At 74.8% G+C, this 13,943-nt stretch carries 10 protein-coding genes; 4 read left to right on the plus strand and 6 right to left on the minus strand.

All coding sequences use genetic code 11. From position 1 onward, the window contains the following. Positions 1-123: 123 nt before the first annotated feature. Complete coding sequence (locus OG823_RS21445; RefSeq protein WP_371481188.1) at positions 124-1,185, plus strand: glycosyltransferase family 2 protein; 1,062 nt, start codon at positions 124-126, stop codon at positions 1,183-1,185. A gap of 62 nt (positions 1,186-1,247) precedes the next feature. On the opposite strand, the gene OG823_RS21450 is transcribed toward OG823_RS21445, so the two are convergent. The 3 genes from OG823_RS21450 to OG823_RS21460 all read right to left on the minus strand — a co-directional run bounded on the left by OG823_RS21450 (position 1,248) and on the right by OG823_RS21460 (position 4,414). Then, positions 1,248-2,804, minus strand: a complete 1,557-nt coding sequence (locus OG823_RS21450) for an LCP family protein (RefSeq protein WP_371481189.1) — start codon at positions 2,802-2,804, stop codon at positions 1,248-1,250. A gap of 160 nt (positions 2,805-2,964) precedes the next feature. Then, positions 2,965-3,756, minus strand: coding sequence for a TIGR03089 family protein (locus tag OG823_RS21455; RefSeq protein WP_371481190.1), 792 nt, complete (start codon positions 3,754-3,756; stop codon positions 2,965-2,967). Positions 3,757-3,919: 163 nt separating this feature from the next. Next, positions 3,920-4,414 carry an SgcJ/EcaC family oxidoreductase gene (locus tag OG823_RS21460; protein WP_371481191.1) on the minus strand — a complete coding sequence of 165 codons (495 nt, stop codon included), beginning with the start codon at positions 4,412-4,414 and terminating at the stop codon, positions 3,920-3,922. A 7-nt stretch (positions 4,415-4,421) separates the two neighbouring features. Here OG823_RS21460 and OG823_RS21465 point away from each other — a divergent pair, with 7 nt between their 5' ends. Next, positions 4,422-5,411: a DNA-3-methyladenine glycosylase gene (locus OG823_RS21465; RefSeq protein ID WP_371481192.1), complete on the plus strand. Its 990-nt coding sequence runs from the start codon at positions 4,422-4,424 to the stop codon at positions 5,409-5,411. Between the two features lie 51 nt (positions 5,412-5,462). On the opposite strand, the gene OG823_RS21470 is transcribed toward OG823_RS21465, so the two are convergent. The 3 genes from OG823_RS21470 to OG823_RS21480 are packed head-to-tail and all read right to left on the minus strand — an operon-like array spanning position 5,463 to position 8,387. After that, complete coding sequence (locus tag OG823_RS21470) at positions 5,463-6,755, minus strand: coenzyme F420-0:L-glutamate ligase (RefSeq protein WP_371481193.1); 1,293 nt, start codon at positions 6,753-6,755, stop codon at positions 5,463-5,465. Further along, positions 6,752-7,711 (minus strand): 2-phospho-L-lactate transferase, encoded by a 960-nt coding sequence (gene cofD, locus OG823_RS21475; RefSeq protein WP_371481194.1) that lies wholly within the window; start codon positions 7,709-7,711, stop codon positions 6,752-6,754. Before cofD ends, OG823_RS21470 begins: the two co-directional genes overlap by 4 nt. A 28-nt stretch (positions 7,712-7,739) precedes the next feature. After that, positions 7,740-8,387: a cysteine dioxygenase family protein gene (locus tag OG823_RS21480; protein ID WP_371481195.1), complete on the minus strand. Its 648-nt coding sequence runs from the start codon at positions 8,385-8,387 to the stop codon at positions 7,740-7,742. Positions 8,388-9,138: 751 nt separating this feature from the next. Between OG823_RS21480 and OG823_RS21485 the strand changes: the two genes are divergently transcribed. Together OG823_RS21485 and OG823_RS21490 are read left to right on the plus strand one after the other, a co-directional pair. Further along, entirely contained in the window at positions 9,139-9,411 is a 273-nt protein-coding gene (locus tag OG823_RS21485; RefSeq protein ID WP_073926812.1) for a WhiB family transcriptional regulator, read from the plus strand. Between the two features lie 551 nt (positions 9,412-9,962). After that, positions 9,963-13,943, plus strand: a complete 3,981-nt coding sequence (locus OG823_RS21490; protein ID WP_371481196.1) for a glycosyltransferase — start codon at positions 9,963-9,965, stop codon at positions 13,941-13,943.

Raw genomic sequence — 13,943 nt, forward strand, 5'->3', positions numbered from 1 at the left:
GCACGCCGGGCCGCAGCGGACCGGGCACCGTGAGTGGCGGAACGTTCATCCGGTGGAGGGTTGGGGTAGGTGCCGGGACCGGGACGAGACGCCGGGCCACCTGCACCGGTACGGTTGGCCTCGATGAACACCAAGGCTGCTGAGGAGCTGCCGGCGGTCTCCGTGATCATGCCGGTGCTCAACGAGGAACGACACCTGCGCACCGCGGTCCGGCACATCCTGGAGCAGGAGTACGCCGGGCCGATCGAGGTCGTGATCGCCCTCGGTCCGTCCAACGACCGGACCGACCAGATCGCCGCCGAGATCGTCGCGGAGGACCCGAGGGTCCGTACGGTGCGCAACCCCACCGGGCGCACCCCCGCGGGGCTGAACGCGGCCATCCAGGGCTCGAATCACCCGATAGTGGTACGGGTGGACGGCCACGGCCTGCTCACCCCCGGGTACATCGGCACCGCGGTCAGACTGCTCGGCGAGATGGAGGCGGCCAACGTCGGCGGCATCATGCACGCCGAGGGCGAGACCGAGTGGGAGAAGGCGGTCGCCGCCGCCATGACGTCCAAGCTCGGTGTGGGCAACGCGGCGTTCCACACCGGCGGCCTGGCGGGCCCGGCGGACACCGTGTACCTCGGCGTCTTCCGCCGTGAGGTGCTGGAGCGGCTCGGCGGCTACAACGAGGAGTTCGTCCGCGCCCAGGACTGGGAGCTGAACTACCGGATCCGTCAGGACGGCGGCCTGATCTGGTTCACCCCCCAGCTGCGGGTCACCTACCGTCCGCGCCCGAGCGTGCGCGCGCTGGCGAAGCAGTACAAGGACTACGGCCGCTGGCGCCGGGTCGTCACCCGCTACCACCGCGGCTCGGTCAACCTGCGCTACCTGGCCCCGCCCGCCGCCTTCCTCGCGGTCGTCGGCGGCCTGCTGCTCAGTGCGCTGCACCCGGCCTTCCTGCTGCTGCCCGCCGGCTACCTGCTCGGTATCGTCGGCGGCGCGGTGACGGAGGGCCGCGGGCTCTCCCTGCGGGCGCGGCTGCAGCTCCCGGTGGCCTTCGCCGCCATGCACCTCAGCTGGGGGTTCGGCTTCCTGACCTCCCCGCGCTCGCTGGCCCGCAAGGTCATCGAGAGCCGGGCGCCGAAGCCGGTCGACGGCTCGGCGCACAACCCGGTGAACGTGACGGCCGAGACCGGCTGAGACCGGCGCCCTCGCGCGGCCGGCACCGCAGGGCCGGACCCCGCGGTGCCCGCCTGCGGTGACTACTTGACGAAGGCGCCGAACTTGGCGCCGCCCGAGCAGGTGGACTCGTCACCGGTGTGGATCGAGGTGTCGGTGGGGACGGCCGTCGGCAGCGGGGCCGGCGCGGACGATCCCGCGGCCCGGTAGTCCGCCCCGAGGGTGACCAGCACCCCCCGGCCGCCGCCGCCCGCCGTGACGGCGGAGTCCGGCAGGCCCAGCGCCCTGGCGACGGCCTGGGCGGCGCCCTTGCGGTCCGCCTGGCCGTACTGCACGGTGCTGACGGCGACCGGCTTGGCGGTGTCGTGCCCGACGGTGGCCTGGTAGGTGAGGGCGGTGAGGGTCTGCTGGGCCGCGGTGGCGAGCCCGGGGGTGCTGACGCCCTTGACCACGCTGACGCTCACCGTGGCGGGATCGACCGGCGGGGCGGCGGAGGCGGTGGCCGGGTCGGCTGCCGGGCTCCCGGACGCCTCGGTGCCGGCGGCCGGGGCCGGCGTCTGGTCCGGACCGCCGGTGAGCGACTTGTCGGCGAGGATCAGCGCGAACAGCTGGTCGGCGGCGGGCTGGACGAAGGCGTCCTTGGCCCTCAGATCGGGGTTCGGGTCGGTCGTGGTGTACGTGACGGCGGGCTGGGTGAAAGCCACGTCCGCGGGCTTGATGTTCTTCAGCTCGTTGGCCAGTCCGACCAGCTTGATCGGCCCGGCTATCGCGTCGTCCACGGTGATCGACCGGGTGGCCGCCTCGACCACCGGGAACGCCTTGGTGGGGTCGATCAGGGTGCCCTTGTCGGTCAGTTTGCGCAGCAGCGCGCTGAGGAAGTCGCGCTGCATCGAGAACCGGCCGACGGCCGTGCCGTCCTGGACGGCGTGGCGGGTGCGGACGAACTCCAGGCCCTGTTCGCCGGTCAGGTGGTTCGGTCCGGCCGGCAGGTCGAGGTGGGAGTCCGAGTCCTTGATGGCGCGGCAGAGGTTGACGTCCACTCCGCCGACCGCGTCGGTGAGGTCCTTGACGCCCTGGAAGTTGACCACCGCGAAGTGGTCGATCTTCAGTTTGGTGACGGACTGCACGGTGTCCTGCACGCAGCCGGGGCCGCCGCGTCCCAGGGCCTCGTTCAGCGGCCGGTGCCGGGCGGCCTTGGCGATCTTCCCGGTGACCGGGTCCTTGCACTCGGGCAGGTCGATCAGGGTGTCCCGGGGCAGGTCGAGGGCGACGGCCGAGTGCCGGTCGGGGTAGACGTGCAGCACGATGTTGACGTCGTTGTTGCCCTCCCCGAGGTTGTCCCGGTCGCCGTAGCCGCCGCCCAGGCCCTTCCGGCTGTCGGTGCCGATGATCAGGATGTTCATCGCGGTCCGGCCGTGCTCGTCGGCCGCGCCGGCCGGCGGGGGCGCGTTGCCGGCGCCGAGCGGGGCGTGCTGGATGTTGGCGTCCAGGTGCCTGATGTACAGGTACGCGCCGGTGCACCCGGCGACCAGGGTCAGCCCGGCGGTCAGGGCCACCGGCCGGACCCAGCGGCGGCGCCCGGTCCTGGCCCTGGTGGGTTTGCGGCGGTGGCCGGTCCGGGCCTCCGAGGTCACTGCCATGGCCGATCCGCCGCCTCTCGTGTCAGCGACCCCTGACGGGCCGTCCGGCAGGGAAACCTACCGGACATCACGAGAAACCTTCATATGTGTTACATAATCAGAACAATGCGGGGCCGCTGTGGTTCGGTCGCTCCCGCGCCCGGCCGGGGCCGGGCGCGGATCACCCCAGCCGCAGAGTCACCCGCTCGGAGTCGATCCGCTTCTCCCACTGATCGGCCGTCAGCGAGCCGGAGTTGCGGCAGAGTACGATCGAGGCGCCGGCCGCCAGCGGAGCCAGCAGTCCGGCCTCCAGACCGGACCAGTCCTCGTATCCGAGGGTGGAGAGCACCCGGTCGCCGGGGCCGATGCCGAGCCGGGCCGCGCCCTCGCGGGCCAGCTGGACGGTCTGCTCGCCGGTGAGCTTCAGCGGCAGGCCGTCGATGGTGGTCTCCAGCGCGGGCGCGTCCGGCGGGACGGGGGAGTACGGCGCGAACCGGTCGCCCTGGCCGGGCACCTCGGCGGCGTAGTCCAGGAAGCCGTCCGGGCGCTGCGGGAAGCGGCCGCCGAGCGGACGCAGCGCGAGCGCGACCCGCTCGCCGGTGCAGGCCTGCGCGGCCTCCAGCCCGTCCGGGCCGCTGACCACCAGGTCGGCGTCGGCCGGATCCCCGGCGGGGGCGGCCGCCACGCCGACCGACCAGCAGGCCAGCAGCCAGACGGCGCTCTGCCAGTGGGCGGGCAACAGGAGGGCGGCGCGGTCGTCCGGGCCGGCGTTCAGCTCGTCCTGGAGCAGGTTGGCGGTCTTGGCGACCCAGTTGTCGAAGGTCCGGGCGGAGAGTTCGACTCTCTCGCCGGTCGCGTCGTCGTAGAAGGTGACCAGCGGGAGTGAGGGATCCGCAGCGGGAGTGCCACCTCGCAGATATGCGTGCAGCAGCTCGACAGGGGTGCGGGCATCGGCAGCGAAAGGCGCATTCATGGTGCGCCCCAGCCTACGGCCTCTGGGGTCGCCACCGGGAGGGGTGACGCCCCCTCGGCGGCCGGGCCCGGCGTCAGGAACGGGCGGGCACCGGGGCCCGGGCGATGTGATCTTCGGCACCCCGGCGGCGCGGGGCCCCGAACGGCGCCACTCGGGCCGGCGGTCAGGCCGGCGGCCCCGGCGTGCGGCGGACCAGCGCGCGCAACTCCGCGGTCAGCGCGGCGGCGCGGTCGGGGCGGCCGTGGTACTGCGCCGGGGTGTTCTGCATCAGGGCGATCCGCCAGCCGGCGCCGCGGTTGACGGCGATCACGGTGTGCAGGGCGTTGAGCGCCGGATCGAGGTCGTCCGCCTCCGGCGGCACCAGCCCGGCGACCGCGTCCAGCAGTGCGGCGCCGGTCGCCAGCGGTCGGACCCGGCGGACCCGCGCCACGTACTCGGGGGTGTCGTGCTCGGTGACGATCCGGCCGACCTCGGCGGCGATCACGGAGCGGCCGGCGTACCGGCTCCCGTCGAATCCGATCACCTCCCCGTCCTGGGCGAACGGTCCGGCGAAGGCCGCGCCGTCGCGCATGTTCCAGCCCTCCAGGGCCCGGTGGTAGAGGGCGCGGACGGCGCCCTCGTCGGCCGAGGAGAGGCCCGGCAGCCGCGTATCGTTCATATGTCCCATGGTCCGCTCCCGCGGCGCCGGCGGCACCACGACAGCGGCACCACGACAGCGGCGGAGGAGGCGGACGGCGGTGACGGGCGAAGCGGTACGGCGCTGGCGGCCGGGCTATCCGCTCGACCTCGGCCGCACCCTGCTGCCACTGCGCCGGGGCCCGGGCGACCCGGCCCACCGGAGCACCGGCGACGGCGCCGTCTGGCGGGCCTCGCGCACCCCGGCGGGCATCGGCACACTGCGGATGCTGAGCCGCCCGGCCGAGGGCGCGGTCGAGGCGCGGGCCTGGGGGCCGGGCGCCGACTGGCTGCTGGAGCGCCTGCCCGCCCTGCTCGGGGCCGAGGACGACCCGGCCGCGCTGGTCCTGGCGCCCGGGCCGCTGCGGGAGGCGCAGCGCCGGCTCGCGGGCGCCCGGCTGGGCCGCACCGGACTGGTGCTGGAGTCGCTCGTCCCCGCGATCCTGGAGCAGAAGGTCACCACCGACGAGGCCTACCGCGCCTGGCGGACCCTGCTGCGCGACTTCGGCACCCCCGCCCCCGGCCCCGCCGAGGGCATGCGGGTGGCGCTCTCGGCCCGGGAGTGGGCGATGCTTCCCAGCTGGGAGTGGCATCGCGCGGGCGTCGACCCCAAGCGCTCCGCCACCGTCGTGCGGGCGGCCAGGCTGGCACCCCGCCTGGAGGAGGTCTCGGGGCTCGCCCACGCGCAGGCCTTCGCCCGGCTCACCTCGGTGCCCGGCATCGGCCACTGGACGGCCGCCGAGACGCTGCAGCGCAGCAACGGCGACCCGGACGCGGTCTCGGTCGGCGACTACCACCTGCCGAATCTCGTCGGCTGGGCGCTGGCCGGTCGGCCGCGCAGCGACGACGCCCAGATGCTCGCCCTGCTGGAGCCCTACCGCCCCCAGCGCCACCGGGTCTGCCGCCTGCTGCTCGCCTCGGCCGGCCACGCCCCGCGCTACGGCCCCAGGCTGGCCCCGAACGACCACCGGGGGCGGTGAACGGCGGCCGGTGCGCTCCGGCCCGCCCGACCGCACCGGCGGCGCCGGCGCCTAGCGCACCGCGATGAAGGCGTCCGCCGACCGCTCCGGCCGCTCACGCGGGGGCTCCGCGGGGCGTCCGACGGCCACCGCGCCCATCGGGTCCCAGCCCGCCGGCAGCTCCAGGACCTCCCGGACGGTGTCGCGGCAGAACATGGTGGACGAGACCCAGGCCGAGCCGTAGCCCTCGCCGGTCAGCGTGACCAGCAGGTTCTCCACGGCGGCGCCGATCGCCACGGTGAACATCTCCCGCTCGGCGCCGGCCCGGCGCCCGTCGGGGTAGGCGTGCGAGCCGTCCATCACCAGGCAGGGGACGACCAGGTACGGGGCGTCCCGCAGCACGTTGCCCCGGGCGGTGCGGCGGGCGATCTTCGCCGGGTCCCACCCGTCGAGCTCGGCGAGATCGCGCTGCCAGGCGGCGAGCATCGCGTCCAGCAGCCGGGTGCGGACCTCCGGGGTCTCCAGCAGGACGAAGCGCCAGGGGGTGGTGTGGTGCGGGGCGGGCGCGGTCACGGCGGCGGCCACCGCCCGGCGGACGGCGGCCGGGTCCACGGGTTCGGCGGTGAAGGCGCGGATCGTCCGGCGCAGGGTGACGGCCCGGCGCAGCGCCTCGGAGGTGCCGAGGCGGAACATGTCGTCGGCGGCGGCCCGGATCAGCGGCCGGCTGCCGTCGCCGTCCTCGGCGGTGACCAGGTGGGGCAGGCCCCGGACGACCGCGACCGGGATGCCGCTCGCCTTGCCCTTGACCAGGTCGCCGGCGGCGGCGAGTTCGTCGGCGGTGGCGGTGACGGTCAGGGCCAGTTCGTTGCCGTGGGTGTCGGTACGCCCTCGGTGGTCCTCCAGGACGGGCAGGCCGGCGGCGCCGATCGCGACGTCGGTCAGGCCGTTGCGCCAGGGCCGGCCGAAGGTGTCGGTGACCACGACGGCGAGCCGGCGGCCGGTCAGTTGCTGGAGCCGGGCGCGCAGGGCGCGGGCGGAGGCGTCCGGGTCCTCGGGCAGCAGCAGGACGGTGCCGGGCGCGGTGTTGGAGGCGTCCACCCCCGCGGCCGCCATCACCAGACCGTTGCGGTTCTCGACGATTCGGGCGGGTCCCCGCCGGGCGACCACCCGGACGGTCTCGGCGTCGATGGCGGCGGCGCGGTCGGCGGCCCGCAGCAGCCGGCCCTCGGCCTTGCTGACGATCTTGGAGGTGACGAGCAGGATGTCGCCGTCCTCGAAGGAGCCGGCCTTCGCGATCAGCTCGCCCAGATCCGCCCCCGCCTCGATCTCGGGCAGGCCGTGGACGGGCAGGACGTGCAGGCTCACCGGCGTACCAGCTCGGCCAGCGCCAGTGCCTCACGGGCCATCGCCGCGGTCGCCGCGGTGTCCGTCATCAGCAGCGGGATCGCCCGGCAGGCGATGCCGGCCGCCTCGACCGCTCCGACCAGGGCCTCGTCCGCGGTGTCCACCAGCCAGCCGTCCAGCAGGTCGGCGCCGTAGTGCAGCGCCACCGCGTCGGCGGCGGCCTCGACGCCGACCGCCGCGAGCACCTTGTCCGCCATCCCCCGGACCGGAGCGCCGCCGATGATCGGCGAGAGGCCGACCACCGGGGCGGGCGACGCGGCGACGGCCCCGCGGATGCCGGGCACGGCCAGGATGGTGCCGATGCTGACGACCGGGTTGGAGGGCGGGAGGAGGATCACGTCGGCGGTCGCGATCGCCTCCAGCACGCCGGGCGCCGGCTTCGCGGTGTCGGCGCCCACCGGGATGATCGCCTCGGCGTCGACGGCGGCGTGCAGCCGGACCCAGTACTCCTGGAAGTGCACCACGCGGGGGCCCTGCTCGTCGGTGATCCGGACGTGCGTCTCCACCCGGTCGTCACTCATCGGCAGCAGCCGCACACCCGGCTGCCAGCGATCGCAGAGCGCCTCGGTGACGGCGCTGAGCGGGTAGCCGGCGGCGAGCATCTGGGTGCGGACGATGTGGGTGGCGAAGTCCCGGTCGCCGAGCCCGAACCACTCGGGCCCGACGCCGTACGCCTTCATCTCGTCCTTGACCGACCAGGTCTCGTCGGCCCGGCCCCAGCCCTGTTCCTCGTGGATGCCACCGCCGAGGGTGTACATCACGGTGTCGAGGTCCGGACAGACCTTCAGCCCGAAGAGGTGGATGTCGTCGCCGGTGTTGCCGACCACGGTGATCTCGTCCCCCGGGGCGAGGACGTCCTTGAGGCCGCGCAGGAACCGCGCTCCGCCGATTCCGCCTGCCAGTGCCACGATGCGCATGCGCCCATCCTGCCAGGCGGACGGAGCGTCAGTGCGCCTGCGCCTGGTCGGCGCCCTGCCGCCGCGCCTGCATCTCGGGGATGACGGGCTGGCCGTACTGGTTCATCTCGGTCAGGCCCGGCGAGTACAGGTGGATGCTGACGGCGGGTTCGAGCGTGGCGTTGACGACCTCGTGCAGGTAGCCGGAGGAGAACACCCGCTGGCCGCCGGGGCGCAGTGCGCGGGCGCCCTCGCCGGCGTGGGTGAGGGAGCGCTCGACCAGCTCGCCCTGGACGACGCTCATCACGCCGGAGGAGTCGCCGTGGTCGTGGAAGCCGCTGCTCTGGCCGGGCAGCCAGCTGAGCAGCCAGACCTCGTAGCCGGGGCCGGTCTCCAGCCGGGCGTACCAGCGGGTCAGCGCGTCGTAGCGGACCAGCGGCTCCCAGCGGGCGCGGTCGGCGGCGATCTCGCGGACGAGCTGCGCGTACCCGGCGACGGTGGTCGGGTGGGCCGGCAGGTCGGTCCGGGCGAGGTGCGGGAAGGCCAGCGGGTCGCCGGCGATGGAGACGTCGCTCAGGCCGTCGGCCCACGGTCGGGTGGGGGCGGGCAGGACGGGCTGCCGGGTGGCGGCGCGGGCGGCGGATTCGGCGATCTTGTTGCGGTCGCGGTTCCGGCGGCGGATGCGGGTCATACGCATGGGGATCGTCCTCGGAAGACGGCTGGTTCGACAGGGGATCAGCCGGATCCGCGGGTGTCCTGGCAGGGAGTGCGGGCGGCCTCTGAGCTTCCTGGGCGGCGCGCGGTGGGACGTCGGGCGCCTAGATACAGCAGGAACAGGAACAGAGGCGACAACAACGGGCGGAGTTCGCGGCAGGGCGGAGCGCGGACTGGCGGCTCCGGGCGGCGGCGAACTCTGACATGCGAGCAAGGAGACCGCAGGAGGGGGGCGGGTGTCAACCCGATCGGCCGGACAATCAGGGTTCAGAGCCCATGAACCACCGGATGGAGTGATAAATCACCCTCTATGTTTCGATGTGAAGATCGCCGGGAAAGCAGCCCGATGACCGGCTCCTACGGGTTGTCGCAGCCGGGTCGCCGTCGGCGGCCCGGCATCGCGGGCCCGGCGGGCCGGTCTCCCGGAACCCTTGCCGGCCCCCTGGACGTCCCTTCTCACGAGGGGTGGTCAGGACCGGCGTGTCCCGTGTTGACTGCACGTCAACGGGTGGGTGGTTGCGGATGGTTCGGTGTCATACGGGCGGCAGATCACCTATGTCCGGATATGTACACTATTCGTAACGCCTTGGTGCCGGGGAGTGAATCCTCGACCCAATACCAGAGCTCGGCTTGACTGGGCCAGAGTGACGCAACTGTAATTTCACTCGTGTCGTTCAGCCGCACTCAGCAGCGGCAACACGGGGACGCCAAGAGGGGCAGAGGAGGCGCGCCACATGAGCGAGCTCTTTGAGCTGTTGATCGGTGAGGGCATCGAGGAGGAAGAGGAGGAGTTCGGTTGGCAGGAGCGCGCACTGTGCGCCCAGACCGACCCCGAGTCCTTCTTCCCGGAGAAGGGCGGCTCCACCCGCGAGGCCAAGAAGGTGTGTCTGGCCTGTGAGGTCCGTTCCGAGTGCCTGGAGTACGCCCTCGCCAACGACGAGCGGTTCGGCATCTGGGGAGGTCTCTCCGAGCGCGAGCGCCGTCGGCTCAAGAAGAGCGCGGTCTGAGGCCGGGCCCGCAGGACGGGCACCGACGACCCGACCGAGCAGGACGCGGCCGAGCGGCAGCCGGCCGAGTTGGACCCGGACGAGCTGGACCCGGACGAGCGGCTGACGCCCCGGCGGCGCAGGCCCCGGCGGCGGGCGGCCCGGTGGTGTGCGGGCCGCGCGGCAGCCGGGCGCGCCGCCGCCGCGGGACGCCCCGCAGACCCCCGTCGCGTCCCGCGGGCGTGCCGTCGGCCCCGGCCGGTCCGGGCTTCCCCGAACCCCGCACGATGTGCCGGCGCCCCACCGAACGGTGGGGCGCTTTCGCATGTCCGGACGGTGGCCGGCGGGCCGCGGCGGCCCCCCTGCGCGGGCACCGCTGACACCGATACCGGAAAGAGCCGTTAGTGTGGTGCGCCATCCGGGTGCTGAAGCATCCGGCCGGCGCACCGCCGCCCCCGTACCGACGAACCGTCGTACCGACGATGCGTCCGGACGGCAGCGCGCACCACCTGCCGTACACCGGCTGCATCCACCGGCTGCATCCACTGAAAAAACAGGGGCCAGCGCACTCGATGACTGTCTACAGCCACCAGAGCGGCTTCTCCGCTGCCAGGCCGCCCGCCTATCCGCGCCATCTGGTCACCGCCGTGATCGTCTCCCACGACGGCGCCCGCTGGCTGCCGCAGGCCCTCGCCGGGCTCCTCGGCCAGGACCGGCAGGTGCAGCGCATCCTCGCGGTCGACACCGGATCCACCGACGCCTCCCCGCAGCTGCTCGCCGACACCCTCGGCGACTGGCTCCCCGAGAGCGGCCCGCTGATCCTCGCGCGCCGGGCCGGCTTCGGCACCGCCGTCGCCGACGCCGTATTCAACAGCCCTCCGCTGCGCCCCGAGGATCTCCCCTACAGCCTCGACCCCTCCGGCTACGACCCCGTCACCGGCGGCTGGGACGACTTCGGTGACCCGCTCGGCGCCGAGGACGACCTCGGCCGCGGCGGCCCCCGGGAGACCCAGCCCGTCGAGTGGCTCTGGCTGCTGCACGACGACTGCGAGCCGCAGACCGACGCGCTGCGCCGACTGCTCCAGGTCGCCGACTCCACGCCCTCCGCCGCCGTCGTCGGCCCCAAGCTGCGCAGCTGGTACGACCGCCGCCAGCTGCTGGAGGTCGGCGTCAGCATCGCCCGCTCCGGCCGGCGCTGGACCGGCCTGGACCGCCGCGAGCAGGACCAGGGCCAGCACGACCAGGTCCGTCCGGTGCTCGCCGTCTCCACCGCCGGCATGCTCGTCCGCCGCGACGTCTTCGAGCAGCTCGGCGGCTTCGACCGCGCGCTGCCGCTGATGCGCGACGACACCGACTTCTGCTGGCGCGTCAACGCCGCCGGCCACCGCGTCGTGGTCGCCCCGGACGCGGTGCTGCGGCACGCCGAGGCCGCCAGCCGCGAACGCCGCGCCATCGACTGCGCCGCCGCCCACCCGCACCGGGTCGACAAGGCCGGCGCCGTCTACACCCTGCTCGCCAACTCCAAGGGCCTGCTGCTCCCGTACGTCCTGCTGCGGCTCATCCTGGGCACCCTGTTGCGGGTCGCCACCAACCTGGTCGGCAAGGACGCCCGGCAGGCCTTCGACGAGCTGGCCGGTCTCGGCCACGAACTGATCCGGCTGCCCCGGGTGCTGCTCGCCCGCAAGCGCCGGGCCAGGACCCGGGCCGCGGACGCCCTGGACGACCGCACGCTGTTCCCCGCCCCCGGGGCCACCGCCCGGCTCGCCGTCGAAGGCGTGATCGGCTCGCTCGGCATCGGCGGCGGCGACGACTCCGGCGCCGGGCGCCACGGATCGGTCGAGGCCGGCCCCGGTGACGAGGACTCCGAGGACCTGGTCGTCGAGCAGTTCGCCCTGATCAAGAAGCTCGCACGGCGGCCCGCCCCGGTGCTGTTCGCCGCGCTGCTGGTGTTCGCGCTGGCGGCCTGCCGCGGCCTGTTCGGCAGCGGTTACCTGCTCGGCGGCGCGCTGCTGCCCGCCGCCGACGGCGCGTCGGGGCTCTGGGGCATGTACGCCGGCTCCTGGCACCCCGTCGGCACCGGCTCCACCGCCGCCGCCCCGCCGTACCTCGGCGTCCTGTCGGTGCTGTCCTGGCTGCTGTTCGACCACGCGGACCTCGCGGTCACCCTGCTCGTCGTGCTGGCCGTCCCGCTCGCCGCCGTCAGCGCCTACCTGGTCTCCCGGCCGCTGCTGGACTCCAAGATCGTCCGAGCGTGGGCCGGCGCCACCTACGCCCTGCTGCCCGCCGCCACCGGCGCGCTCGCCCAGGGCAGGATCGGCACCGCCGTCCTCGCCGTCCTGCTCCCGCCGCTGGCCCGCGCCGCCGCCATCACCGTCGGTCTCGGCATCCGCGCCGAGACGGCCGCCAAGGGCGCCCGGCCCGGCTGGCGCAGCACCTGGATGACCGTCCTGCTGCTCACCCTCGCCACCGCCTTCGTGCCGCTGGCCTGGGCCCTGGCCGTGCCGCTGGGCCTGGCCGCGCTCGCCGCCGCGGTGGCCCGGGGCGGCGCCTTCGGCTCCGGCCTGGAGGCGCTGCGCCTGCTCGGCCTGCGGATGGCGGTCATCCTCGGGATGCCCGTGCTGGTGCTCGCGCCGTGGTCGCTGCACCTGCTGGCGCACCCGTCGCGGCTGCTGCTGGAGGCCGGTCTGCCCGGCCCGAACGGCCACTCGGCGACCGGCCTCGGCCTCGTCCTGGTCAACCCGGGCGGCTCCGGCGTCCCGCCGGTGTGGCTCTCGGCCGGTGTGGTGCTGGCCGCGCTCGCCGCGCTGCTGCGGGCCGACCGCCGCCGCGCGGTGCTGGTGGCCTGGGGCGCGGCCGGCGCCGGCCTGGTGTTCTCGGTCGTGGTCGCCGGCAGCAGCGTCACCCCCGCCTCCGGCGGCAGCGCCGTGCCCGCCTGGGCCGGTCCCGCGACCCTGCTCAGCGGCATCGCGCTGCTGTCCGCCGCCGCGATCGGCGCGGACGGCGCCAACGCCCGCGTCGCCGGCATCGCCTTCGGCTGGCGTCAGCCGGTCGCCGCGCTGGTGGTCGCCGCCGCCGTCCTCGCCCCCCTCGGTACCGCCGTCTGGTGGGCCCTCACCGGCGCGGACGGGCCGATGCGGCGGACCGCCTCGGCCGCCCAGGTGCCCGCCTTCATCGCGGAGGAGGCCGGTACCACCGACCGCTCCCGCACCCTCGTCCTGACCGGGGACGCGAACGTCGCCTCGGTGCGCTTCGCCCTGGTGCGCGGCGCCGGCCTGACCCTGGGCCAGGCCGAGGGCACGGTCGCCACCGCCGGCACCGCCAACGGCCTGAGCACGGTGGTCGGCGATCTGCTCGCCGGCTCCGGCGCGGACCAGGCGAGCGCGCTGGGCGGCTACGGCATCGCGTACGTCCTGGTGCGGGACCCGATGATCGCCAGGGCCGCCGCCGTGCTGGACGCCACTCCCGGTCTGACCAAGGTCAACCAGGAGGCCGGCGCCGCGCTCTGGCAGGTCAGCGGCGCCGCCGCGACCCGCGCCGTGATCACCGCCCCCGGTGGCGTCCCGGTCGCCGTACCGTCGGGCGAGCAGGATCTGAACACCACCGTGGCCGCCGGGCCCGAGGGCCGGGTGCTGCGGCTCGCGGAGCAGGCCGACCCCGGCTGGACGGCCACCGTGGACGGCACCGCCCTGGAGCGGGTCACCGTCGACGGGTGGGCGCAGGGCTTCAAACTGCCGGCTGCCGGCGGCCGGCTGGCCGTCACCCGTGAGGGCAGCGCGGCGCACACCGGCTGGGTCTGGGCCCAGCTGCTGATCGGCCTGACCCTCCTGGTGCTCGCCCTGCCGGGGCGGCGCAACCACAACGACGACGACCTGCCCGAGGAGGTGGTGGCCGCCGCCGCGCTGGCCGCCGCCGCCCAGGCGCAGGCCCCCGCCCCCGGCAGCCGCCGGGCCCGGCGGATGGCCGAACGCGGCGAGGGCCCGGAGGGCACGGCGGAGGACACCGGCGTGTACGAGGGCCTGGCCGGCGCCGTCCCGGCGCAGCCCCGCGGCGAGTCCGAGCCGTCGCGGAGCACACCGGCCGCGCCGAACACGGCCCCGGCCTACGGGGACGGGTACGCCGACCAGTACGCCGATCCCTACCAGGAGCAGGCGTTCCAGCAGGCCGACCCGTACGGCGCCGATCCCTACAGCGCCGACCCGTACAGCTGGGACCCGTCCCAGTCCAACGGCCGCGGCTACCCGCTCGCGGAGCAGCAGCAGCAGCCCGCCGCGGCGCCGTACGGCGGCCAGGACGGCTACCAGCAGCAGCCGTACCAGCAGCAGCAGCCCGGCTACGACCCGTACCAGCAGGCGGAGCAGGGGTACGGCTACGACCCGTACCAGCAGCCCGGCCGGCAGGTCTGGGTGCCGGGCCAGTCGCAGGGGGAGCCGTACTACGACCCCAACGACCTCAACGACCCCAACCACCCGGCGAACCGGGGCAACCAGGGCAACCAGGGCAACCAGGGCAACCAGGGCAACCCCTACCCGCACCACAACGGATCGGGGAGCTGA

It is taken from the genome of Kitasatospora sp. NBC_00315 (assembly GCF_041435095.1).
Taxonomy (GTDB): Bacteria; Actinomycetota; Actinomycetes; order Streptomycetales; family Streptomycetaceae; genus Kitasatospora.